Origin of the sequence: Neptuniibacter caesariensis (genome assembly GCF_000153345.1) — a bacterium.
In the GTDB taxonomy this organism is placed as follows: Bacteria; Pseudomonadota; Gammaproteobacteria; order Pseudomonadales; family Balneatricaceae; genus Neptuniibacter; species Neptuniibacter caesariensis.
The window spans coordinates 193,154-217,801 of the sequence record NZ_CH724126.1 but is presented as its reverse complement, the minus strand read 5'-3'; the positions used below and the strand labels follow the sequence as shown (position 1 = coordinate 217,801).

The 24,648-nt window shown below is 47.0% G+C and carries 20 protein-coding genes; 12 read left to right on the top strand and 8 right to left on the bottom strand.

Annotation, left to right across the window (positions count from 1 at the left end; genetic code table 11):
* Positions 1–66: 66 nt before the first annotated feature.
* Together MED92_RS18570 and dsdC are read right to left on the bottom strand one after the other, a co-directional pair.
* Positions 67–2,934 carry a bifunctional diguanylate cyclase/phosphodiesterase gene (locus MED92_RS18570; protein ID WP_007021563.1) on the bottom strand — a complete coding sequence of 956 codons (2,868 nt, stop codon included), beginning with the start codon at positions 2,932–2,934 and terminating at the stop codon, positions 67–69.
* Between the two features lie 102 nt (positions 2,935–3,036).
* A complete protein-coding gene (gene dsdC / locus MED92_RS10725; RefSeq protein ID WP_007021562.1) occupies positions 3,037–3,969 on the bottom strand; it encodes a DNA-binding transcriptional regulator DsdC in 933 nt (310 codons plus the stop codon).
* Positions 3,970–4,084: 115 nt separating this feature from the next.
* On the opposite strand from dsdC, the gene MED92_RS10720 reads away from it, so the two are divergent.
* A complete protein-coding gene (locus MED92_RS10720; protein ID WP_007021561.1) occupies positions 4,085–5,428 on the top strand; it encodes a D-serine ammonia-lyase in 1,344 nt (447 codons plus the stop codon).
* 73 nt (positions 5,429–5,501) lie between these two features.
* On the opposite strand, the gene MED92_RS10715 is transcribed toward MED92_RS10720, so the two are convergent.
* Positions 5,502–5,957, bottom strand: a complete 456-nt coding sequence (locus tag MED92_RS10715; protein ID WP_007021560.1) for an Lrp/AsnC family transcriptional regulator — start codon at positions 5,955–5,957, stop codon at positions 5,502–5,504.
* A 149-nt stretch (positions 5,958–6,106) separates the two neighbouring features.
* On the opposite strand from MED92_RS10715, the gene MED92_RS10710 reads away from it, so the two are divergent.
* On the top strand, positions 6,107–7,735 hold the full coding sequence (locus MED92_RS10710) for a thiamine pyrophosphate-binding protein (protein WP_007021559.1): 1,629 nt from the start codon (positions 6,107–6,109) through the stop codon (positions 7,733–7,735).
* Positions 7,736–7,792: 57 nt separating this feature from the next.
* Here the strand turns inward: MED92_RS10710 and folE2 are convergent, their stop codons facing one another.
* Positions 7,793–8,728: a GTP cyclohydrolase FolE2 gene (gene folE2 / locus MED92_RS10705; RefSeq protein ID WP_007021558.1), complete on the bottom strand. Its 936-nt coding sequence runs from the start codon at positions 8,726–8,728 to the stop codon at positions 7,793–7,795.
* Positions 8,729–9,208: 480 nt separating this feature from the next.
* Between folE2 and MED92_RS10700 the strand changes: the two genes are divergently transcribed.
* A complete protein-coding gene (locus MED92_RS10700) occupies positions 9,209–10,699 on the top strand; it encodes an FMN-binding glutamate synthase family protein (protein ID WP_007021557.1) in 1,491 nt (496 codons plus the stop codon).
* Positions 10,700–10,752: 53 nt separating this feature from the next.
* Here the strand turns inward: MED92_RS10700 and MED92_RS10695 are convergent, their stop codons facing one another.
* The 4 genes from MED92_RS10695 to MED92_RS10680 form a co-directional block, all read right to left on the bottom strand.
* Positions 10,753–10,950 (bottom strand): PA3496 family putative envelope integrity protein, encoded by a 198-nt coding sequence (locus MED92_RS10695; RefSeq protein ID WP_007021556.1) that lies wholly within the window; start codon positions 10,948–10,950, stop codon positions 10,753–10,755.
* A 384-nt stretch (positions 10,951–11,334) separates the two neighbouring features.
* Positions 11,335–12,165: a class I SAM-dependent methyltransferase gene (locus MED92_RS10690; protein ID WP_007021555.1), complete on the bottom strand. Its 831-nt coding sequence runs from the start codon at positions 12,163–12,165 to the stop codon at positions 11,335–11,337.
* A gap of 3 nt (positions 12,166–12,168) precedes the next feature.
* The gene (locus tag MED92_RS10685; RefSeq protein WP_007021554.1) at positions 12,169–13,002 is read right to left on the bottom strand and encodes a 2OG-Fe(II) oxygenase; all 834 of its coding nucleotides are present in this window, start codon (positions 13,000–13,002) and stop codon (positions 12,169–12,171) included.
* Positions 13,003–13,034: 32 nt separating this feature from the next.
* Entirely contained in the window at positions 13,035–13,886 is an 852-nt protein-coding gene (locus MED92_RS10680) for an SIS domain-containing protein (protein ID WP_007021553.1), read from the bottom strand.
* 180 nt (positions 13,887–14,066) lie between these two features.
* On the opposite strand from MED92_RS10680, the gene MED92_RS10675 reads away from it, so the two are divergent.
* From MED92_RS10675 to MED92_RS10635, 9 genes are all read left to right on the top strand, one after another.
* On the top strand, positions 14,067–15,155 hold the full coding sequence (locus MED92_RS10675) for a TRAP transporter substrate-binding protein (protein WP_007021552.1): 1,089 nt from the start codon (positions 14,067–14,069) through the stop codon (positions 15,153–15,155).
* Positions 15,156–15,219: 64 nt separating this feature from the next.
* On the top strand, positions 15,220–15,816 hold the full coding sequence (locus MED92_RS10670) for a YjaG family protein (RefSeq protein ID WP_007021551.1): 597 nt from the start codon (positions 15,220–15,222) through the stop codon (positions 15,814–15,816).
* Between the two features lie 3 nt (positions 15,817–15,819).
* The gene (locus MED92_RS10665; RefSeq protein WP_007021550.1) at positions 15,820–16,080 is read left to right on the top strand and encodes a hypothetical protein; all 261 of its coding nucleotides are present in this window, start codon (positions 15,820–15,822) and stop codon (positions 16,078–16,080) included.
* 9 nt (positions 16,081–16,089) lie between these two features.
* A complete protein-coding gene (locus MED92_RS10660; RefSeq protein ID WP_007021549.1) occupies positions 16,090–16,515 on the top strand; it encodes a hypothetical protein in 426 nt (141 codons plus the stop codon).
* A gap of 396 nt (positions 16,516–16,911) precedes the next feature.
* Entirely contained in the window at positions 16,912–17,715 is an 804-nt protein-coding gene (locus tag MED92_RS10655; protein WP_007021548.1) for a response regulator, read from the top strand.
* Positions 17,716–17,732: 17 nt separating this feature from the next.
* Entirely contained in the window at positions 17,733–18,092 is a 360-nt protein-coding gene (locus tag MED92_RS10650) for a response regulator (protein ID WP_007021547.1), read from the top strand.
* Positions 18,093–18,107: 15 nt separating this feature from the next.
* Positions 18,108–18,584, top strand: a complete 477-nt coding sequence (locus MED92_RS10645) for a chemotaxis protein CheW (protein WP_007021546.1) — start codon at positions 18,108–18,110, stop codon at positions 18,582–18,584.
* A gap of 20 nt (positions 18,585–18,604) precedes the next feature.
* Positions 18,605–20,722, top strand: coding sequence for a methyl-accepting chemotaxis protein (locus tag MED92_RS10640; protein ID WP_007021545.1), 2,118 nt, complete (start codon positions 18,605–18,607; stop codon positions 20,720–20,722).
* Positions 20,723–20,742: 20 nt separating this feature from the next.
* On the top strand, positions 20,743–24,630 hold the full coding sequence (locus MED92_RS10635) for a hybrid sensor histidine kinase/response regulator (protein WP_007021544.1): 3,888 nt from the start codon (positions 20,743–20,745) through the stop codon (positions 24,628–24,630).
* The last annotated feature ends 18 nt before the right edge of the window (positions 24,631–24,648 follow it).

The window sequence follows — 24,648 nt, the reverse complement described above, 5'->3', positions numbered from 1 at the left end:
GATGTAGATCAAGAAAAACCTAAGTAAAGGCCGGTTAATGCAAATAAGTCAGTTCGTTGACATGCCCTATTTAATATCGCGTTGTTTTTCCCATTCCGAAAAAGCATCGGCTGTCAGGGGATGGGCATATAGGTACCCTTGAACTTCAGTACATTCCTTATCTAATAAAAAATCTGCCTGTATCTGGCTTTCGACACCTTCCGCGATCACTTCTAGGTTTAATGCTTTACCCATGGCAATAACCGCTTCAGCAATGGCCATATCATTTGGGTCATCAGGTATATCTCTAATAAAAGACTGGTCGATTTTCAGTTTATCGATTGGTAATTGTTTTAGGTAAGATAGTGAAGAATAGCCGGTACCAAAGTCGTCAATAGCCAGCTCAATACCTATCTCTTTAAAGCTACTCAGAACATTAATAGCGTGCTGTGGGTCTTTCATGATAAAGCTTTCGGTTACCTCCAAGCCCAATTTTTCAGCGGGGAACCCGGTCTCTTTAAGGCACATAATGACAGCTTCAGTGAAGGACTCATCATGTAGTTGAGTTGCAGAAACATTAACGTATATCCGCCCAAAATTTACTTGTTCGTTTAGCCACTGAACGCCTTGCTCGCAGGCCGTTCTTAAAATCCAGGCTCCTAATTCTCTGATTAAGCCGCTATTTTCTGCGATGGGAATAAATGAATCGGGTGGAATAAGGCCCCGCTCTGGATGCTGCCAGCGTACTAACGCTTCGACCCCTACCATTGAATAGTCTTTGATCCTTAATTGGGGCTGATAAGTCACGAAAAACTGGGATTGTTCTAGGGCATCCCTCAAAGCACTTTGTACAAAGCTATGTTCAAGGGCCTGTTGGGTCATTTCCGCAGTATAAAACTTATAGGTATTGCGACCGGCTTCTTTGGCTTCATACATAGCCGAGTCGGAAAAGCTAAGGAGAGCATCGGCATCATTACTATTATCTGGGCTGATTGCTACACCAATACTGGCAGAGATTTGTAGCATATGGCTATTGATTTGAATCGTCTGGCTAAACACCGATAAGATTTTTTCGACAATGGGGACTACATCGGTAACATCTTGAATATCTTCAAGGATTAGACAGAACTCATCGCCACTAATACGCCCAACGGTGTCACCCATTCTGACAACATGGCGAAGCCTTGAGGCGATCTCAGCTAGCAGTATGTCTCCCACTCCATGACCTAAGGTATCGTTAATGTTTTTGAAGCGGTCAAGATCGAGGAACAAAACAGCTACCTTGGTTTTCTTCCTTTCTGACATTAAAAGGCTGTGTATCAGGCGTTCACGAAATAAGAGGCGATTAGGCAATTCTGTTAGGGCATCATAGTGAGCTAAATGATCTAAGCGGGCTTCTGTTTCTTTAAGTGAGGTTATATCTGCGAATACACCGACGTACCCGGAAGGTTGCTGGCCTTTTTTAAAATCGATCGCGCTGATTGTCAGAATTTCAGGGTAGATTGTCCCGCTCTTAGCGCGATTCCACACTTCTCCGCGCCAATGTCCATGTTTTTGTATCTGCTCCCACATGTTTTCGTAAAAGGCGATGTCATGTTTGCCTGATTGTAAGATACGTGTGTTTTTACCAATCACTTCGTCTCTATCAAAGCCAGTGATTTTAGTGAATGCCTCATTCACATCGACAATGGTTCCATTCTGGTCTGTTATAGCGACGCCTTCACCGGTACTTCTAAATACGGCGGCTGCTTGGTTTAATCGATTTTCAGCTTCAATACGCTCAGTTACATCTTCAATATATCCCTCGATTGTTAGTCCCGTGGAATCCGTTGAAACACCTCTACCTTGCTCCTCCATCCATCTGCTCTCACCAGATGAATGTTTGAGTTTGTATAAGACCTTGTATGGAGTTTGAGTTTTGAGTGAGTTTTGCACAGCAGCCCAGACATATTCCCTATACCCGGGTTCAATGAGTTGTGCGTAAGAACAGTAACGGCTTTTGATGAGACTTTCTGCGGTATACCCAAATATTTCTTCGCAACGATCACTTAAATAGAGCATGGTCCAATTCCGGTTGTTTAGGCATTGAAACGCGACGCCCGGAAGGTTGCCTATAAGCGTGCTTAGTTGTGCTTCAGAGCTCTCTAAAGCTCTTTCTTGGATCATGCGTTGAGTTATGTCTTCACCGATAGACTGGTAGCTTTCGATTTCTCCTTGGCGATTAAAAATTGCCCGATTGGTCCAGCGCTGCCAACCAATGTTATCTCCAGGAAGTATTACCCTGTGTTCGTTTACAAATGTAGGTTTTGAAGTATTAAGTCCGGATATATTTGATATAAGTGCAGGCCTATCCCCTTCAGGGATTAAATCGAGGAAGTTTGAGCCAACTAAATCCTCAGATGTGCGACCAAAAAGTTTGCAGTATGATTGGTTAACAAAAATAATCTCTCCGCCGGGCTTGTATGTACAGATCATGATCGGAAAGTCTTCAACCACGCCTCTGTATCTTTGCTCACTTTCGCGTAGCGCTTTTTCTGCGATCGCTTTATCAGTCTTGTCGATTGCTTGTATCAGATAACCATTGAGTTTGCCGTCGGAATCAAACAGCGCAATAGTCACAGCATCGGCATGCCTGATGGAACCATCATGAGCTTCGTAAACATCATCGGTGAAAATAGGGGAGCGGTTTTCGTATGCTGCTTTTAATCGCTTCTTCCAGATCGCTTCCCAATCTGGAAGGTGACGCCATGAGGCTGACTCCCAAAAGTATCTCCCTACAAAATCTTCGCGTGTATAGCCTTGCTGGGATAGCGCAACTTGATTTACGCTGATCACTCTTCCATCAGGTTCAAGAATTGCCATAAATTGGAACTGATGGTCAAAGACAATTTCGAACAGATCGCTACTGTTTTTGAGTTTTTCAAGAAACTTCGAGTCGTTAGTCATTTGCGCCATCAATCAAAGAGTTCAAGTTACGTCGATATCATTCTGATATTGAACCTGCAGTCACATTAAAAGCGTAGTCATCAGATGAGCCATCAGCAACCGATTGAGTCATTAAAACAAAGGGTTATTGATTTTCAGCAACCACTCCCGGAACGCTTTTATAATCGGTTGTTCCTTTCGGTCTTCATGGGTGACCAGATAATAGTTTTGCTGTGACAACACTGACGGCAACCCATCAAACGGGTTAATCAATTCGCCGTTGTTCAGATACTTTTCGATGAGCTGTTTACGTCCAATAGCGACGCCTAAACCTGCTTTTGCAGCTTTTACGGCATGCTCTGACTTATCAAAGCAGTGCCCCTGCTTTAGTTCGAGGTTCAGGGATTGTCGTTCAGCCCAATAGGACCATTCTGAATAGGGGCCTGCTTCTGGCCAGGCTTGAGCATCATGTAATAGGTGGCAGTGGTTAAGTTGTTCTGGCCTGCTCCATAGGTCATATTTTTTTGCAAATTCGGGTGTACAGACAGGAATGAGTTGCTCATCCATTAAATGCCAGCAAACCAGACCCGGATATTCGCCCTGACCATAGTAGATAGCCAGATCAATCTGTTCGGAGAAAAAATCTACCAGGCGGCTATGGGTTTCCATACGAAAAAAAATCTGTGGGAAGTGCTGCGAGAAGTCAGCAAGCTTTTCCAACAACCATTCAGATGCAAACGAAGGGGGGGTTGAGAGTGACAATTCGCCGGCAAGCCCCTGGGTATGGATATCTCGAATCAGGTTGTCGAGCTCGGTCAGGCTGTTGTTAGTTTGTATAAGGAGCCTTTCCCCCTCAGCTGTGAGCTGAAGACGACGGTTGTAACGCAGAAACAGGGCAAAACCGAGCTGTTCTTCTAGTTTACGTATACGTTGACTAATGGCACCTTGGGTTAGGTTTAACTCGTCAGCCGCGCGGGTAAAACTGAGATGCTTTGCGGCACTGCTAAAGCATTGCAGGTTGGCCAGTACAGCGCTGTTCAGATGAGAGGGTTTCAGATTAGCCATATTAATCCAAGGATAGTTTTTTATGGTTTGTTGTTAATTATTAGCGTTGTTTTAATAGTTTTATCCTAATTTCATTAGCTGGGATTAACAAAATTTATTCGAAAGAGGTCGTTTGATGAGTTTTAGTGCACAGGAAATCAACAAGCTGATAGGTGAGTTTCCCTTGTTAGAACAGCTACAGCGAACAGAGCCTCTGCTTTGGTTGAACCCTAAGCTCACAGACTTTTCAAATGCATCGGCTCAACTGCCTCTATCACAGAGTGATGTTGCTGATGCTTCGGCGCGATTAAAGCGCTTTGCTCCCTATATAGCAGAAGCCTTTCCGGAAACCGCAGCTAATAAAGGCATTATTGAATCGCCGTTGCGCGAGGTCCCTCTATTTAAAGGCCAGATGGAGCTGGAATCAGCGCAGCGTATACCGGGGCGCCTGATGCTGAAATGTGACAGCCATCTTCCCATTTCGGGTTCCATTAAAGCTCGTGGCGGCATATATGAGGTGCTGAAGTATGCCGAGACTGTCGCTTTGGAGGCAGAGCTGATAAGTACAGGGGCCTGTTACACTGAGCTGAACAGTGATCTGTGTCGAAATGTGTTTAGCCAGCATCAGATCGTGGTGGGCTCAACCGGAAACCTTGGCTTAAGTATTGGCATCATGGGGGCTGCACTCGGTTTTTTAGTGACGGTGCATATGTCTGCTGATGCCCGGCAATGGAAAAAGGATCTGTTGCGTAGCAAAGGGGTCCAGGTGATTGAATATGAGGATGACTATAGTAAGGCGGTAGAAGAGGGCCGCAAACAGGCATTGAGTCAGGAGCGCTGTCACTTTGTGGATGATGAGAATTCCAGTGACCTGTTTCTGGGATATGCCGTTGCCGCAGAGCGTTTAGCTAAGCAGCTAACTGAGCAGAATATTCAGGTCGATGCCGTGCATCCTCTGTTTGTATACCTTCCTTGTGGTGTCGGTGGAGGCCCTGGCGGGGTTGCCTTTGGTTTGAAGTTGCTCTTTGGTGATCATGTTCACTGTTTCTTTGCTGAACCGACCCATTCACCCTGTATGCTGGTGGGTATGTACACGGGGCTTCATGATCAGATCAGTGTTCAGGAGTTAGGTATCGATAACCAAACCTGTGCTGATGGTCTTGCGGTTGGTCGTGCCTCCGGTTTTGTTGGCAAAGTGATGGATCCACTGCTGAGTGGCATCTATACCGTTGAGGATCAGAAACTCTATGAACTCTTGGCTCGAATTTATGAGACTGAAAATATTGCGTTGGAGCCTTCGGCTTTAGCGGGCGCGCCTGGTATCGTAAATCTACTCTCGCAAGGCGAAAGCTACCTGAATGATCATGGGTTACAGGACAAGATGGAGAATGCTACTCATATCATTTGGGCAACGGGGGGTAGCATGGTGCCTGAAAAGGAATGGCAGCAATATTACCAGCAAGGCACTAAGAAATTTTAGTCGCTAGCTAAGATTCCATATATCGAAATAAGGAGTGGCTGCTTTGGCTGATCGTGCTATGTCGATGGTGTTGCTATATGCCTAAGCCACTCCGCGTAATCTCTTTTAAGATTACGTTTGTTTGAACGCTGGCAACCGTTCCGAGTTTGAAGAGTTTGTTATCCAAAAACTCGTTATAGGCTTGAATATCTTCACAAACAACCAGCATGTTGTAGTCCTCCTGGCCGGTCGTTGCAAAACACTCAACAACAGCCTCGCACTCTGACATCGCTTGCTCAAACTGTGCTCCGGTTTCCCGTTCATGTTGGTTTAAGCTGACCATAACAATCGCACGGAAATTAAGCCCGGCTTTCTTTTCATCGAGCACAACCGCGTATCGGTTAATAATTCCGGCTTCTTCAAGCGCCTTTATTCTCCTCCAGCAAGCCGATGCCGACATCCCTACTTGCTCAGCGATCTCGGTATTTGCTAAGCGACTATCTTTGGCCAGCAATTTTAGAATTTTCCTATCTCGTTGGGTCAGTTTCATTCGGTTAATTATTCCGGTTTTTGCCTATATTGTGGAAATAATAACCAATAATGGCTTTGAAGTGGTATGAGAAAGAAAATTAATTTCATGGATTTTATTTAGCATTAGAGGTTGGTCATTTATCACAATTAACAGGAGCTATAGACCCCATGAGTACCGAAGTCACCTATGTTTACCAATCTATTGCTCAAGCGGTGTTAGATCATGAGATCGATACGATGTTTGGATTGATGGGGGATGCGAACCTGTTCATGGTCGACCACTATGTCAGACACTGTGGCGGTGAGTTTATCCCGGTAGCTATTGAAGGCAGCTCTGTGATGATGGCACTGGCTTACTCCAAAGTCTCCGGTAAGATCGGCGTTGCAACGGTTACCCATGGACCTGCGTTGACTAACTGTATTACCGCTTTGGTGGAAGGAGCCAGGGCTAACATGCCGATGATTCTATTGGCCGGGGATACGCCTGTTTCTGATACGCAGAACCTACAGAATATCGACCAAAGAGAGCTGATCAAAACGACGGGGGCCGGGTTTGTTCAGATAAGGTCGCCGGAAACAGTGGCCCAGGATATGGCAAATGCCTTTTATCGGGCTGCTGCGGAGAAAAGGCCGGTCGTTGTTAATATGCCTGCGGACTACATGTGGAAGGAAGTTCAGCATCAGAAGATCAGCTATCCTGTTTTTGATGCTGCTTCAATGGTGCCTGAAGGTGATGACTTTGATAATGCAATCGGAATGATCGCTTCAGCCAGAAGGCCAATTATTCTAGCGGGTGGCGGTGCGATAGATGCAAAAGAGAGTATTGTTAAACTAGCCGATCGATTGGAAGCGCCTTTGGCGACTACCCTCAAGGCGAAAGGGATGTTTAATGATCACCCTTTTAATATGGACATCTTTGGTACATTAAGTACGCCTCAAGCTTACGAGCTTATAGCGCAATCAGATTGCATCATCTGTTTTGGTACTAGCTTGCATCACTTTACAACAGATCGGGGCAAGCTGGTTAAAGATAAAAACATCGTCCAGATCAATAATGAGATCACCGAAATCAGTAAAAACATTCATCCGACGGTCGCTTTGACTGCGGATGCGCAACTGACCGCGGATAATATTGTTTATTGGTTAGATGAAGCCGAAATCCCACCTAGCCTGTTTACTCGGGAACTTGAACCCCATTCATTGAAGCAGCACCCGCTGGGTACTAACAGTCAGCAGGATGGCAGCTATATCAATTATATTGAAGCGCTTGAGAAACTGGAGCGCGCTCTCCCTGAGAATCGTGTACTTACAACAGATGGTGGTCGGTTTATGACTGAAGTCTGGTGCCGAATTTCAGCGCCGGATCCGCAAAGTTTTATTGTGACTGCGCACTTTGGTTCTATTGGGCTAGGGGTTCAGGCTGCTATTGGGGCGAGTCTGGCGGTGAGTGATCGCCCGGTTGTTGTGTTTAGCGGTGATGGTGGTTTCATGATGGGCGGTATAAATGAATTCAATACAGCGGTGCGTTTGAAAAGAGACCTGATCGTTATTGTATGTAACGACTCTGCTTACGGCGCTGAGCATATACAATTTGTCGATAGGCAGATGGACCCGGGTCTGACTCAGTTTGAATGGCCTTCATTTGCCGAGACTGCGACTGCACTGGGTGGGCAAGGGGTATTGGTGAAATCTGAAAATGATCTGGATCTTGCCATTGCGGCGATTGAGAAAAGAGAAAAACCGATCTTGATCGAGCTATGCCTGGATCCGAATGACGTACCTAGAATGCGTGTCTAACAAAAAAGGGCAGGTTACTAACCTGCCCTTTTTTATGAGATAAGCTTTACAGCTTGCTTAGCTGTAATCCGCTGGGCTGTATCCGCCCGCAACACCTTTGGAAGCCAGTGCTACCGCATCGTGGGCATGCAGGCTTTCAAAATGCTCTACTTTAAGCCAGAAGTCAGTGTAGTGCTCCTGAGACTGCAGGGCGTGCTTAACGCGGCGAGCTGCGTCTTCACAGAACATCAGGTTATGGCCGTTCAGGCGAGCAAATTCCTGTTCGTCTGCACGTTTAACTGCGGTCTGTACCGGCGTTTTAAGTGCATCTTCAACCAGATCAATCAGATCGGTCAGCGGGAAAGCTCCCATGTTCTTATCCAGCTTAACCCAAGCAGTTGCCTGGCTGCGCTGGCTATGAGGCGTAGCGAAAGAACCTTTTTCAGATTTCAGCCAGTTCTCGACGTCTTCAATGTTGATGCTGCCTTTGTTAGCAAAGTCATCAGTGAACGCTTGAGCTAGAAGCTGGCGCGATAGCGCTGCTGAACAAGGGCAAGTGGATGAGTAAGGAACGCGAGTAGCCAGTTCCAGTAATACTTCACCATCTTTCAGGGTAGCACGCAGGGTTGTGGAGTAACTTTTCCAACCACTGTTATCGCTTTTCAGGGCGTCACGCTTAATCAGGAAATCAAATTCAAAGTTCAGGAAAACCTGAGTTGAGATGTCATGATGGCTATCCAGCAGGTGAGACAGGAAATCTGTTAGTGCTGGGACATTCAGGGTCTGGTTTTCGAAGAAGTTGCTCAGTGCAAGGTAAAGGCGGGACATGTGAATGCCCTTAACCTTTGGATTTACCAGGTTAACGTAGGTGTTAACTCGCGCTTCAATGTTGTTAACGCCAAGCTTATTGTCTTCAAACTGCAATGGGACAGTGATCCCATTCATGCCCACCCAGTCCAGAGAGCCATGAATCTCCGGGTTTTGGTGACTGGTTACATCAGGCAAATTGGTCATGAATCTGGTCTTCCAATTTAAGGTTTCAACAAATCTGTGTATCTACGCGCTTAATCACTCAGCGTCGATCCGAATATGTCTAATAAATAGGGCCAGACTAAGGAAAAACAAGCGTGGCTTCAGATGGATCGACATCACAAATGATTCGGAAAATGCCTTACCAAAAGTACCGTTAACTAGTGCTAAAGCCTAAAGAATCATAGAGAGCGACGTACCATACTCCTACCTCAAGGTGTTTGGCAAATCTCTGGCGAAAAAATTTACAAAATTGAGCTTTTTTCGCTGAAAAAGGGGGCATATTGGAGAAAAATGCCAGTAAAACGCCATCTTTTACAGGGGTATTGGAACCTTTGAAAAGTACAAGTGACTTATATATCAGGAATTATTTAAGAATAACTGTTTACAGCCGCTTCAATACAGCATAAAAACAAAGAAAAGCCTTATAAAAAGGCCGGTGCTATGTCTAAGGAGGCCCATAGCATGAACGATCAGGTTACTAGCTTTGCAATCAACTTTATTGCATTTGTTGGTATAGCTTTCCTTGTGGTTTTCGTTATTGCTCTCTTTGCGGCAATTGTGTTGTACCAGATAGATAAGCATCAGACCGCACAAACTATCCGTCGTAACTACCCGCTCATTGGCCGGTTTCGTTATCTATTTGAACATATAGGGGAATTCTTCCGTCAATATTTCTTTGCGATGGATCGGGAGGAGATGCCGTTTAACCGTGCACAGCGCTCCTGGGTTTATCGTGCTGCAAAGAATGTTGATAGCACGATAGCCTTTGGTTCATCCCGAGATCTCCGAATTCCGGGTACCTATTATTTCCTTAACTGTCCGTTTCCGACATTAAAAGAGGATGCGGTTAAAACTCAGGCATTAAGAATCGGGCCATACTGCCAGCACCCTTACGATGCGCCATCGTTCTTCAATATCTCTGGCATGAGCTACGGAGCTATGTCTAAACCTGCCATACAGGCGCTTGCTCAAGGGGCAAAGAAAGCGGGTTGCTGGATGAACACCGGCGAAGGGGGAGTCTCACCTTTCCACCTTGAAGCGGGCTGCGACATTGTTTACCAGATTGGTACTGCGAAGTATGGCTTGCGCGATGAGAATGGCAATTTCACCGATGAAAAACTAAAAGAGAAAGGTGATCTGCCCCAGGTCAAAATGTTTGAGATTAAACTCAGCCAGGGTGCTAAGCCAGGTAAAGGGGGGATTCTTCCTGCCGAGAAAGTGACACCTGAAATCGCCGCTGTACGAGGTATTCCTGTTGGAGAGGATTCCCTGAGTCCAAACCGTCACCCGGATATAGCTTCTGTTGATGATCTGCTGGATATGATTGAGCGGGTACGTCGCGTCACTGGAAAGCCATGCGGCTTTAAATTGGTGATGGGGGATTCGGAATGGCTGGATGATTTTTGTGAAGCCGTTAATAAGCGTGGGGTAGAAAGTGCCCCTGACTTTATTACCCTGGATAGTGCCGATGGGGGTACGGGCGCCGCACCTATGCCATTAATGGACAGTGTTGGTCTGCCATTACGTGAAAGCTTGCCGATTCTGGTTAATAAACTGATGGCGCATAACCTGCGTGACAGGGTTCGGGTTATTGCTTCAGGTAAGTTGATTAATCCAACGGATGTCGGAGCTGCTTTGTGTATGGGGGCGGACTTTGCGGTAACCGGGCGTGGCTTTATGTTCGCCTTGGGTTGTATTCAGGCATTGCAGTGTAATAAGAATACTTGCCCAACCGGAATAACTACGCACGATCCAGATCTGCAACGCGGCTTGGTACCTGAGGTTAAAGCGGATCGTGTTGCTAACTACCACAACCATCTAGTGCACGAAGTTGAGATGATCGCCCACTCATGCGGCGTCACAGAACCGCGTAAGCTCAAGCGTAAACATTGCGCTATTGTGGTTGAGGGCAGTCGATCGATCCCGCTGAATATTCTTTATCCAGAGTATTAATCGTTCTGTAACGAAAAAAGCCAGTCACAATGACTGGCTTTTTCTTTTATTCGTTAATCGTCAAACCAGCACTCGTCGATACTGGCGGCGAGCTGTTTATCTTCTTCGCGCTGTTCTATTGCCCTTCGGGCTTTGAGCGCGCGGCGTGAAGCCAGTTTTTTACGGGAGATTTTTTCTTCTTCTTCGAAACCAACCATCAGATCAAAAACTTCGATCTGGGCTTCATTGAGTTCTTCAGTCTTTCGCAACATAGTCAACTCCTGATCTTATCCTAACGGTCAGAAGGCCCATCGAGCGTGGCGTATATTCGCACCTCGATGAGGGGCTCTGGTGAGGTTTCTTAAGACGTTGTGTCTCGCTTAAGTGCTCTTTTTTAAATACGGCCTATGTCCAGTTTTATAATAGCTATGCGCAAATTTCAAACATTTTTAGCGGGGCTATCGGCTGTCGATTTTTGTGCATTGCGCTCATAAATGCTGTTGCGGGCCTAGTGTTGGGGCAGATCATAAAGGGACGCTATTGCAGCATGATGAATGAAATATGTCGGAAATATTTCACCGTAATGGGTATACCCTGAACATAAAAACAGGGTTAAACGGAGCGGCAATTGCTGTTAATGCAGCATAGCCGCACTTTTATTTTCGCAGTGTGAAGTAGCAGTATTGCAGTATGTCTTGTTGTTGAAGCCATTTCAGCATCATCGCAGCACGCTGGGCTGAGCTTCCTGGGTCTTTTCGCCCATCAGCACGGCTTGAAACCGTCAGTTGGTGGCTGGGCATAGTCTCTTTGGAGACATCTCTGAAAGCCTCAAGCTTCAAACCGGATTTGCTTGCCATAACCGAGTGACTGCCTTCGTCTCCCCACAGGTCAGGCCATGGACCATATCCATCAAATAAAGCCGCTTCAATGGCAAACCCGGGTATAGATTGATGATCAACGGTTTTAGTACAGGCGATATCTGAAGCGATGAGTAAACCATTAGGTTTCAATAAACGTGCGACTTCGTTGAAAAATTTCTGTCGGGAGGGGAAATGAAACATCGCTTCAATGCAGAAAATACGGTCGAAGCATTGATCAGGAAAAGGCATGCTACAGGCGTCCCCTTGCTGCCAACTCAGGGTGTTATGGCCGGTGGCTTTGATCTGCTCACAAATAGCGATTTGCCTCGGATCGATATTCAGCCCCAATAGTTGCATATGGGCAAATTGGCTATCAATCGTTTGCAGGGTGCTACCAAAGCCACAGCCCACATCAAGTACGGACAAGCCATCTTCTAACTGTCCCATTCGGATGAGTTCTTGTTCGAGCGCTTTCTGAGCCGCAGCGAAAGAAGCTCCGTTTACTTGCTGTGTTGCTGTGGGTTGATCCCAATGCCCTAAATGCACCATGCGATTGCCCATACCTTCATGGAAATCCTGGATAAGGAAATCGAAATAGCTGGGTACTGGATATCTGTGATCGTTCATAAACTAGCCCCAGCAGTACATTTTGTCTTCAGTTTTGGACATTGCCATAAAGCTGCTGATAGTCCAGCGCCGTTGTGGGCTGACGATAGGCTGAAGCTGATGTAGATAGGCTCCGGAATCAAACAGCATTAATGACCCAGGTGGTATGCGTATTTTGACGGATTTTAACTGGTCAATATCAATTTCCGTTTCGCTTTGTTCTGTGCTGGTTTCAGCTGTATTAGCAATGGCCATTTTGTGTTCAAAAATTTCCAGGGCGCCCCCGGATTCAGGCAGCGACAGCGCCAGCACATAGGAATAAACATGGGCATCAGCGATACCGCGTAAATGATGGTAGGTGCGGCGTCGAGGGTATTCATTTTCACAGTGAGGGGGAATAAATCCACCCTGTTCATGCGCTCTGATTGTAGCAAACATGTATTCCTGGTCAGGCAGAGGGCCGGGTGCCGGGCAAAATGGGCGGCCGTTGTCTAAAGCAGAAAGCACGTCGGTAATATGTTTAAGAGCGGATTGAGGAAACAGCTGTTCTAAATGTTGATGGAATAACGCTGCTTGTTCAAAATATTCGCCTAACTCTGGATCGGCCAGGTTTAAATTCTGCCCGTAAAACCAAGAATTAAATGCTTCGGGAAACCAGGTTTTTAAAAAGGGTGGATTGTGTTGCTCTAACTTCTTGATAATGGGGGGCAGGGCTTCAGACGGGTAGACGTTACGGACTAAAATTCCTTGAAACTCTCCCCGGCGCATCGCTGAGAAGCTCTGAGAATGCAGATCTAACTCATCTATCCCGATATCTAATAACCGAAAGAAACCATTTAGTTCTAAGACTTGGGACATTGTCTACGCCTCAATGTTTTCCCCAGGAGTGTTTAGCCATTCTGCCTTAATGACCGTAGGCTTCGCTTGATTGTTTTGAGATGATCAATCAACCCAGGTCCTAACTTCATTGCTACCCCTACAGCGAGCACATCGATTACGACCAGATGCAGTACACGTGAAGACATCAGGGTACTTAAGTCTTTATCTTCTTCTAAATCGATATGAATTGGCACTGTTGCCAGATCGGCAAGGGGGGTATTGCTTGGGCATAGTGAGATGACGGTCGTCCCCGTCTCTTTCACTAGACGAACGGTGTGTAATAAGTCTTTAGTGCGACCCGTCTGCGAGATAGCTACCACCACATCTCGGTCATCCAGAGAGACCGCTGAGATCGCCTGCATATGGGGATCGGAATAGGAGGTCGACGAAACTTTCAAACGGTGGAACTTATGCGCTGCATCAGTACAGACCGGGGCCGATGCACCAAACCCATAAAACTCAACCCGTCGAGCGTTGGCTAATGCGTCGATCGCTTTTTCAACCGTAACGGTATCGAGTTGATCCTTTATATTCAGCAAATTACCGATCATCGAATCAAAGATCTTTTCTTTGAATTCGGTCACAGTATCTTTGGAATCCAGCGAAAACTGCTCAAAGTTGTTGTTACTGGCGAGCCCTTGGGCCAGGGTCAGTTTGAAATCCTGAAACCCATCGTAGTTCAATGCACGGCAGAAGCGAACAACGGTTGGTTCACTGACATTAGCTTCGGAGGCCAGATCGACAATACGCATATGGATGACTTCGTTGGCATGCGCCAATACATAGTCAGCCACTTTCTGCTCAGATTTTCTTAAGCTCTCACGTGCTTCCGCAATCTGCTTGAGTAGATTGAACGAATTCACCGTCTCACCTCTTTAAATACAAACTACAAGGAACAGTTAGATAAATAGAATCTATTTTTCTTTTCTACTGTTCGTTCAAAGTATAACAATCTTATGCTTCGGAGATCACCTTTTGTGTCAAATTGCGGTCCTAGGGAACGCATGCTATTTTCTTGAAAAATAACAATTAAGGTCCATCCCGTGAAACGCCGCCAATTTGTCAAAACAGCAGGAGCCCTTCCTTTAGCCGCTGGACTGGCCGTGCAATCAAGTTCTGCACAAGCGCGCCTGTTGCCTGAATACAAATGGAAGATGGTCACCACCTGGCCGAAAAACTTTCCTGGTCTTGGCATGGGAGCAAACTTTCTGGCCAAGCTGATTAATGAGATGAGTGGTGGCCGAATCCGAATCTCCATATACGGTGCCCACGAGCTTGTTGAACCCCTTGATGTGTTTGATGCGGTTGCTGATGGCAAAGCTGAAATGGGGCATGGTGCTGCATTCTATTGGCAGGAAAAAATACCCGCTGCACAGTTTTTCGCTGCGGTACCGTTCGGGCTGACCGCACAGGAGATGAATGCCTGGCTTTATCAGGGAGAGGGTCTGGAGCTTTGGCATGAGCTCTATGCCGAATACGGTGTCATCCCCTGGGCTTGCGGAAATACCGGGGTGCAGATGGGGGGATGGTTTAACCGAGAGATTAACAGTCTGGCGGATTTTCAGGGCCTGAAAATGCGAATTCCAGGCCTCGGTGGTCAGGTGTTGAAACAGCATGGTGTTGAACCAGTGCTTTTACCTGGTGATGAGATTTTTAATGCACTTGAAACTGGGGCGATCGATGCGGCTGAGTGGGCAGCCCCCTATAACGATGTTGCTTTAGGTTTGCATAAAGTTGCTAAGTATTACTATTACCCCGGTTGGCATGAACCGGGTACGACCATTGAATGCCTGGTTAACAAGCAAGCTATGGAAGCACTGCCGAAAGATCTTCAGGCGATTGTTAACAGCGCGATGCGAGTAGCCAATCAGGAGATGCTGGCGGAACTCACCGCAAAAAATAACCGGGTTCTGCAACAACTGATCAAAGTTCATAATGTCGAGCTTAGGCGTTTTCCTGACGACGTTTTACGTGAACTGAAAAACAGTGCTGAAACGGTCATTGCTAATACCCTGCAAAAGGACCCCAGAGCTATTAAGATCTTTGAATCTTTTGACCGTTTTCGTCAACAAGCTCATGCCTGGCATGATGTTTCAGAGCTCGCGTTCCTTCAGGCACGAGATCTCGTTTAAGAATTCATGCAATTGCCATTAAAACCGTTACAATAGGCACTTTCCAACTGATCTGGTGGTATTCATGTCCGATCCACGTTTTGATAAAGAGTTTTACGATCTTAAAGACTGGCAGCTCACGGCATTTTGCGCGGCTGTTACGGAGAGGATGTTTCCGAACTTTGCACTGTTTGCCCGGTTGCTGGAATTTGGTGATGCGGAGAAGATGCGCCAGATTCTGGATGCTGTTTGGGATCACCTGAATAACACCGGTGCCAAGATGAATTTTGAGGTTCAGCTGGATAAAGTTGAAGCGAATATGCCGGACCTGGATGAGTTCGAAATGTATGGTGCTTCGCCGGCGCTGGATGCTGTCGTTTCTCTCTACTCTACGCTGAATACTGTTATTGCCGCTGATCCGGGTGAAGTTCTGAATGTTGCGAATATGTCACGCGAGTCCGTAGCAACCTTTATCGAACTGAACGCTGATGATCAGATATCGGACGAGGAGCTGGTTCGATTCATCAATACTCACGAACTGATGCAGCAGGAAGATGATTTCCAGGCGGACATTCTGGAGATCATTCAGGATGACCTGCCAAGAGGTGAAGCCTTGCGTGAACTTCGTGAACTTTCCCATAATGATGGTTACAGCAATCTGGGTATCTGCGACAGCGAATAAACTATGCTCAGAATCGGCCTTGTTCTTCTTATCCTGCCATCGATCGCACTGATGGTGGTTTTTTATATGGATCAATCTGCAGTCAATGCCTGTCTGGAATTGGGTGGGTCTTATAACTACGATCTGGCGGAATGCGATCTGGAACAGAAACACCCTTTTAAGCCTCTGATGGCACGACACCCAATGTTGATCAATGGAACGATGCTGTTGTCGGTTGTTGGGCTGTTTATGTGTATGAAGGGATTGCTCTGGCGGCCCCGTTAAGGATTTAACATGATTAAGAAATTTATCTGGGCGACGCTTTTCGTCATTGTCGGTGGAATTTTTATCGCTTGGCTTACACAAGATCTTTGGTTGCCAGGTTGGAATAAAGAGTTGCAAGACAAGTCTGTTGAATTCCGCGAGCGGGGACTGAGTTTCGGCGAGCGCGCAGACCAACAAGCTTGTCTTGATGAAGCGCTGACTAGCTTCAATACCTGTTCTGGTTTTGCATGCACAATCACCCATGGCAAATTTCTTAAAGCCTGTTGGGAGAAAGCTGCACCGACAGAAGGGTTCTGTGAAGGGGTCCCTACGTATAGTGAAAAACCATCTGATGATGATAAAAGCTGGGCACGCCATGCTTGCTGGGATCGGGATATACGTGGTGAGGGTTGCCGTTTATTGATGCGACAGCAGCAGTTCCTCTGCTCACAGTAATATAACTGAAACACTATTTTTGACGGACCATATGGTCCGTTTTTTTATTTCCATCTTAATTAAAAAAACTCTAACATAAGATTCATACAAGCGTTTTATAGTGGTGCGTTTTTAATTTTAGATTAAAAGCTGTACAGTAAGACGCAATGCTGGTGCATGAATAAAAAAAATAATAAATCGAGTAGAGATGGATACCCAGAACGCAAATAGGATAATTGTGTTCTGGGTTTGAAAGCTTATGGATAAAAGTTGTTTGTGCTGTATAGGTAGCTCTGTGCGCCTGTGCCGCGATGTAGTTTTATCTGCTGTATGCCTTCCTGCGCAGAAAGCCAAAGCGTCGACTGATCTGTTTTTAATACATGGTGAAGTACCCATTGCTAAGTTATTGGGGGATGCATGCAGATAGGTTCAATTGGCTTTCCAGAGGATCAACGCGTAAAGCTGGAAAAGATCTTCCGTTTGTCTAAACAGACGCGGTATGAGCTGGTTGATATCGATTTTGATCAACTGCCCGATCTTTTATTGGTTTTTGGTTTTGATCTGAGTGCCCATTCAGCGCTGCAAAATCTGCCGCAGCAATACCATTCCCGCATCATTCTGGTAGGGCGTGGTAAGCCTGACGATAAAAGTTATGCCCATCTGGGCTACCCTCTGGTTTCTTCTCGTGTTCTTCGTGCGTTGGATAAAATGACCAACGAAAACGAAGAGATGTCCTGTGATCCTGCTGTAACAGAAGAGCAGGAAAATCGTTTCAGTAAATATGAGCAGCAAGCTATCGAGGCTCCTGTTACTTCGTCTGACAGGAAAGCATTTCAAGTGCTGGTTGTCGATGACAACGAAGTCATGCAGCAAGCCCTTAATGCTGAATTGCAACAGCTTCCTCTACCCGTAAATGTTCGGTTTGCCGGTTCAGGTGAAGAAGCAATGGAACAGGTTGCTGAACATCAATTTGATTTTATCTTTCTGGACGTGGTTATGCCGGGTATGGATGGTTTTGAAACCTGTACCGAGATGCGTAAGCGCCCAGATCTGAAAAAAATCCCAATTATTATGCTGACTTCTAAAACCTCACCCATGGATGAGGTTAAGGGGATCATGTCCGGTTGTTCCACCTATCTGACCAAGCCGATAGTGCATGAAGAGTTCCAGAAGGTGATTAACCGGGTTTCTAATTGGGTAGAAGAGTTTCAAAAAGCTTAGTGAGTGGAGTTATCTAGGTGAAAAAAATACTGGTTGTAGAAGATGATCCGGTACAACAAAAACATATCTGTACAGTACTGGCCTCTTGTGGTGTCGAAGTGGTTGCGGCAAGTGACGGTAAGCAAGGTTTGGAAAAAGCTAAAAGCGAGAACCCTGACCTGATCTTTATGGATATTATCATGCCTGAAATGGACGGTTATTCGGCTTGCCGGCAGATCACCAGTAACGAGGATACCAAGCATATACCAGTGGTGATTGTGTCCAGTAAAAATGAAGAGGCCGACAAGGTCTGGGCGCAGTTGCAAGGCGCATCGGCGATGGTAGCAAAGCCCTTCACCGAAGACGATCTCACCGCGCAAATTAACGCGCTGACATAAGTTAGGGATACATCGATGGAGCCTATAATCGACAGCACTTCTGAATCTCAAGAACCACAAATTCATAAGATTCGCCATGGCTTTATGATCAGCAGCTATGCGTTGCTGATTATGGAAGGTGTTCGTGCTGAGGTGGTAAAGGCCCCCTCGATCTGTTCTATCCCTTCTACACCGGAGTGGTTTGCCGGTTTTATCAATCACCGTGGTGAAACCGCCCCGGTCTATGATCTGGATAATTATCTTCAGATGGTTGATGAACCAAAACAGGATCAGGAATGGGTGCTTCTGATCGATAACCATCCGCATACGGTTGGCGTGCTGCTTCGTCAGCCGCCGCGAAGTATCACCGATCCAGTCTGTTTGAATGAAACGCTGTCCGGTTTGCCGGAAGTGATTGAACAAGCTGCAGGTGATGCTTACGAATTTGCTAATCAACAATGGCTGGAGATCGATCATCATCGATTATTCCTGGCCTTGAAGAATCAGTTTTAATCTAACGGAGAATAAGTTCTATGCAATCCTTTTGGGAATTCAGGAATGTACGGATACCGATCAAGTTTGCAATAGCACTGGTACTGCTTCTTGCCGGATTGGTCTTCATGGGTGCGTCTTACTATCAGACCATTGTTCTCCAGGAAAAAGCTCAAACCCGTTCACAACAGTTAAATGATTTCCTTCTTCTAATCAGTGATATTCAGGCGAATATCTCAGAAGCGCGATTCCAGGAAAAGAGTTTCCAGACCGACAAAGATATGACACAACTGTCGATGTTTAACGACGTGATGGAAGTGGTTGATCAGGATGTAAATAACCTGAAAAACTATCTGCGTACAGACCAGGACAAAGCGCTGGTGGAGCAGTTTCACGGAATCATCGACCAGTATCAGGACACCTTTTATGACGGTTCTGAAGCACGTATGGAGATCGGTCTGAATACAGGTGAAGGTCTTTCAAAAGAGATTCGTCTGTTGATGTGGGAAACAGAATCCCTGTTGGTATGGATCGAACGTGATTGGCTAACCGAGCAGTTTAAAGCCTTGAACGGTGCTTTGGATGAGTACATCGTTAGTGAAGGCCGTGAAGAAAAGGCGTCGCGTATACGTGCCCAGATAACACGTATGAAAAACCAGTTAGATGCCTTAAATCTGGATCCCTTCAAAGTTGAGCGATTCCCGCAAAACCGCACGGCGGTTATGGAAAACCTGACTAAGCTGGAAGAACTGTTTGCGGCACTGTCTGATGCGGTAGAGCGCACCAATACTAAATTTACGCAACTGCAGGATATCATCGCTGCACTGGGTCCTAAGATCGATGAAGTCAACGCGCTGGCGGCGAACTATAAGCTGGAAAACGAACAGTTGCAGGCTTCCGGTACCACCGAGATGGCGAAGTACTTCCTGATAGCGATGGGATTAATGATTGTAGCCCTGGCTGTTTCGCTTTCTATTGTGAAGTTTGGCGTACTGAACCCTCTGGGTATTATCCAGAATACGGTTAACCGAGTCCGTGAAGGTGAGGTAGATGCGCGAAGCGATCTGGATACTAAAGATGAGATCGGCCAGCTTTCCAGCGTATTGGATACCCTGCTGGAAGAGAAGGAGCAGGCGCTGCAGGTTAAAGATGAAGAGAACAAACGTCTTAACAGCTCGATCATTACTTTGATCCAGAACGTATTCCAGATCTCGCAAAGAGACCTGACCGTCCGTGTTCCGGTTGCCGAGGATGTCACTGGGGCGGTATCTGACTCGATCAACCAGTTGGTGGAATCGATTGAATCGGTACTGCAGGAAGTAAACAGCGTATCCAGCCGTGTAAACAACGCCTCTGTTCAGGTGAAGTCACAGTCTGAAACGGTACTGAGTTATGCGGAACGAGAGAAAGAGGAGATTGTTGAAACGCTGACCGGTCTGGATTCTGCAATCAGCGCCATGGAGCTGATCTCTAAGCTGGCGGTACTGTCTAACAACGCATCCCAGAAAGCGATCAAAACCTCTGAAACGGCGATGGACTCAGTATCTCAGACAATCGACAGTATCAACAAGATTCGTCAGACCATCCATGAAGCGGAAAAACGTATCAAACGCCTGGGCGAACGTTCCCAGGAGATCGGTGGTATCGTAAACCTGATCAACAACATCTCGGAACGTACCCATGTACTTTCTTTGAATGCGAGTATGCATGCCGCCTCTGCGGGTGAAGCGGGCCGCGGCCTGATGGTGGTCGTAGATGAGGTACAGCGTCTTGCTGAAAACTCCCGAGAGGCGACCTCCGAGATTGAATCCCTGGTTAATAATATTCAGCTTGAGACAGCGGATACGATTAACGTAATCAACAATGTAATCACTGACGTAGTCGAAGGTACGCGCCTGGCGGAAGAGGCGGGTGAGCGTATGGATGAAACCCGTGCGACCACACAGACGCTGGTAGATTCCGTAGTTCGAATTGCCCACAGTTCGGTTAAGCAGGCTAAGGTGGCCGAAGATCTGCGTACCCGTGCGAATAGCATCAACGAGACTACGCAGGCAACCAACGCCGAGATGAAGCAGCAGGCGCAGCTGTCGGATGAGCTGGTGGAAGCGGCTGATGAACTGCAGAAGTCAGTCAGTGTATTTAAGCTGGCAAACTCTTGATTACAATGGGATAGAGATCAATGTTTGATCCTAAACAGGCCATTGAGTGGCTGATAGCTAAGCAGCAGCTTTGCCTAAAAATGGAGCTGCCTCTGACTGAGCTGATCGTTGAGATTCATCAGTATGTTGATCAGTTCAGTGAGCAAGATCTGTCGGGTTTAGCAGACCTTCTGGCCTTGTACGCAGAACTCCTGGAATCCCTGGAGGGGGCTGATATTTCAGAATATCAGCCATTGATTAGCGATGTTGCCAGTCAATTAGAGTCTGTTTTTAGCCATTCGCCAGAGACGGTAACTGATGCTTTAGTGAGTTTGCTTCAGGACACTCGTTGGCCAGAGCCTGTCGCCGAAGAGGATGCTAGCTTCCTGATTGAGCTACTGGAAAGCGATTGCGCCCAGTTGTGCGCAGCTGATTTTCAGAGTGACGCGAGCGCTTCTGGCGAGCAACTATCAGAGCCTGAATTGATTGATAAGCCTTTGATCGAAGAAGTTGATGCTTCAGAGACGCTACTTGAGGCGCCTGCCCACCTGCAACAACCGTTGTCAGGTATCTTCACTCTTCTGAGTGAACTATCAAACAACCTACCCGTGTTTCACGAAGCGCTATCCGATCAGTTTTATGAACTGATCGATCAATGTTCTGAAAATGATTGGGCGGGTATAGCTGATCTGCTGGCGCTCTACGGTGAATTGCTTGTACAGCTACCAGAAATGGCGGACACGGGCATTGCTAAGCAACTGAATGATGCATTGCTTAACTTACTGTCGGAGCTGACAGAGAGTGCGATCGATCCTGTTTTCGAGTTGTTACAAAACGCAACCTGGGATGAACCTGTTGCTCAGGAGGATACCGATTTCCTGAAAGCGCTTTTGCTGGATGACCTGCATCGTTTATCTGCCCATTCCGAGCAAGCGCCTGAGAGTGAAAATGCAGTCGATCTGCAAGCATTTGAAGCGACAGAAGATGATCTGGCTGAACTTCATCTCCTAGGACCTATGGAACAGGCCAGCTCTCAAGATGTGAAAGACTTAGACGTTGCCGCTGAGCCAACCGAAGAACCGGTAAGTTTTTGCACGATTGACTTCAGTTTACTGGAAGAGCAAGGACCGCAGATTGATCCTGCGGTGATGGAAATGCTTTCCCATTCCCTCTCGCAACTGGTACAGCAATGGCAAACCGAAAACCCTGATAAGGGCTTGATCAGTGAATCAGAAGAGTCACTATCCACGGTATTACGTGCGTTAGAGACGGTTAACCTGATCGGTGCCAAAGTCCTTGTTGAAGGGTTGCTGTTCAACCTTGAGCTTCTCAAAGCGGGTGAGGGTGCGTTAACAATTGAGCGAACCCAGGCTATTGAATCATGCCTGTCTGCGTTTATTGAATACTTTGCTGATATTGGCAGCTTTGACTCTCAACAGACACTGTTAGACCAATTTGTTGATGCTCCTTTGCTTTGCCGCCCGGCGACCGAAGAAGCATCATTTATCATGGGCTTGCTTGCCCAGGCCTCTATCCAGACCAGTGACGACATCGTTCAGGAATATGCAGAGCCTGAAGATATTCTGTTGAGTGAGTCCGACGAGATCGACCCTCAGCTGCTGGATATGTTGCACAATGAGCTGCCAACCCTTTCTGACGAGCTGCTGGGCAATATGCAGCAGGTTCTCGATCAGGATGACAAAGAGGCGTTAGCAGGGGCGCAACGAGCGGTGCATACCCTTAAAGGGCTTGCCAATATGGCAGGCATCCGCGGATTGGCAAATCTGGCCCATCGTCTTGAAGATGTGATGGATTTCCTGACCGAAGCCGGGCAGATGCCGGGCCTGGGTTTGAAAGAAGATATGCTCGAAGCCTGTGACTGTATTGCTGCAATGTCGGATACCGTTACTGAGGGTGGCAATGCACCTGAGAATGCGCAGGGTGTACTGCAATCGATTATGGACTGGGACTTCCGTCTCAAGACCGAAGGGCTTGAAGCGTTGCAGGCAGAACCGACTCGTCAGAAGCCTCAAGCAGCGTCCAGTCAGGATAGTGCCCCAGCTGAGAGTGCAGAACCGGAAGAGGTTCAGGATAATCCCCAAGAAGGTTCCCGAAGTGATACGCCGGTATTCCGTGTGCCAAGGAATATCTTGGATAACCTGTTCCGTCTGGCAGGTGAATCGAGCACCCTGAATACCCAGCTAGATGAAGAGATCACTCAGCTTCGTGGTTTTACTCGTGTTAACCGAGATCGTCACCGTAATTTGCAGCGAATTTTGTTCGAGCTGGAACAACAGTTTAGTGAACAGATGAATCTGCAGCCTCAGTTGGATGAATCCTCTGAGGAGTTTGATCCGCTGGAAATGGATCGCTACAACGAAATGCATACGATTATTTCTCGTGTGCAGGAAGCTGTAGCGGATGTACGCGAAGTGACTCAGGAGATGGATGGTCACATTCATAACCTGAGCTCACTTCACATCGCCCAATCCGGCTTACAAAAAGAAACCCTTGAAAACGTGTTAAGTACCCGATTAGTCGAGGTACGGACGATTACTTCCCGCCTGCAACGAATCCTTCGTCAGGCGTGCCGTGCGACAGGGAAAATGGCGCAACTGGTCGTAGAAGGTGAGGAAACCCTGGTTGATAGTCATATACTCAACCAGCTGGCGGACCCTCTACTGCATATTATCCGTAACGCGGTTGATCATGGACTTGAGTCGCCTCAGCTTCGTAAACAACGCGGCAAGGATGAACAGGGAACAATCACATTAAGCTTCGCTCTGGTAGATGATCAGATCAGCGTGAAATGCGCTGATGATGGTGATGGTATCAATACCCAGAAAGTATTGGCCGTTGCCAACGAGAAAGCGTTGGTAGACCCTGATCAACCCATGTCCGAGCAGGAGGCTCATCGTCTGATCCTGATACCGGGTTTCTCAACCCGAGGCGAGATAAGCCAGCTGTCAGGACGTGGAATCGGTATGGATGTGGTTTACCAGCAGATTCTGCGCTTGCAGGGGACGCTGGATATCGCTTCAGTCAGTGGTCAGGGGACGACGTTCAGTCTCTCCATGCCATCCAGCTCTTTGATGATCCGTACGCTGCTGGTACGTTGCGCCAAACAGGTCTTTGCTCTGGCCGGGCATGGGGTTGAACAGAGTTTATTATCCTTGGACGGAATCATCCGACGCGAGGATGAGCAACTGATCTTCACATACAAAAATGAAGATTATCCTGCCTTTGCACTGGAAGGACTGTTGGACCAGGGCGGTTTCAACTATCTCGAAGAGGGCGCTGTGAACCCGGTTCTGATCGTCAATATGGGGCAGGGCGAACGGGTTGCTGTTCTGGTCCGTGAAGTGATTGCACATCGTGAACTGGCCTTTAAGCAGATGGGCGACTTTGTTCCTGAGTTACCGGGGATCCCAGGTTTGACCATTCTGGCCAATGGTGAAGCGGCTCCGATTATCGATCTGCCGGGGCGTATTCGTCATAAACGTGCGTCACTGACTGATCAGCCGCTGTTGCTGGACAACAGTGATGAACTCGAATTACCGCGTTTACTGGTGGTTGATGATTCGCTAAGTGCCCGTAAATCACTTGAGATTCTGTTGAAAGATACGGGCTATGAAGTGATGACAGCCATCGATGGACTGGATGCACTTAATCAGATTCGTAAACGCCAGCCGGATCTGATCCTTAGTGATATGGAGATGCCGCGTATGGGGGGCATCGAACTGGCGACGGTATTGAATAACCGTGAAGAAACCGCAGATATTCCGGTCATTATGATCACCTCCCGTTCAACTGAGAAGCATCGTAATGAAGCGGTTAATGCAGGCGTTGCGGCGTATTTAACAAAACCTTGGACCGAGAACCAACTCTTAGATCTGGTAGATAATCTTTTAGCTGAAGCCTACGTCTAATAATAATAAGGAGAGACG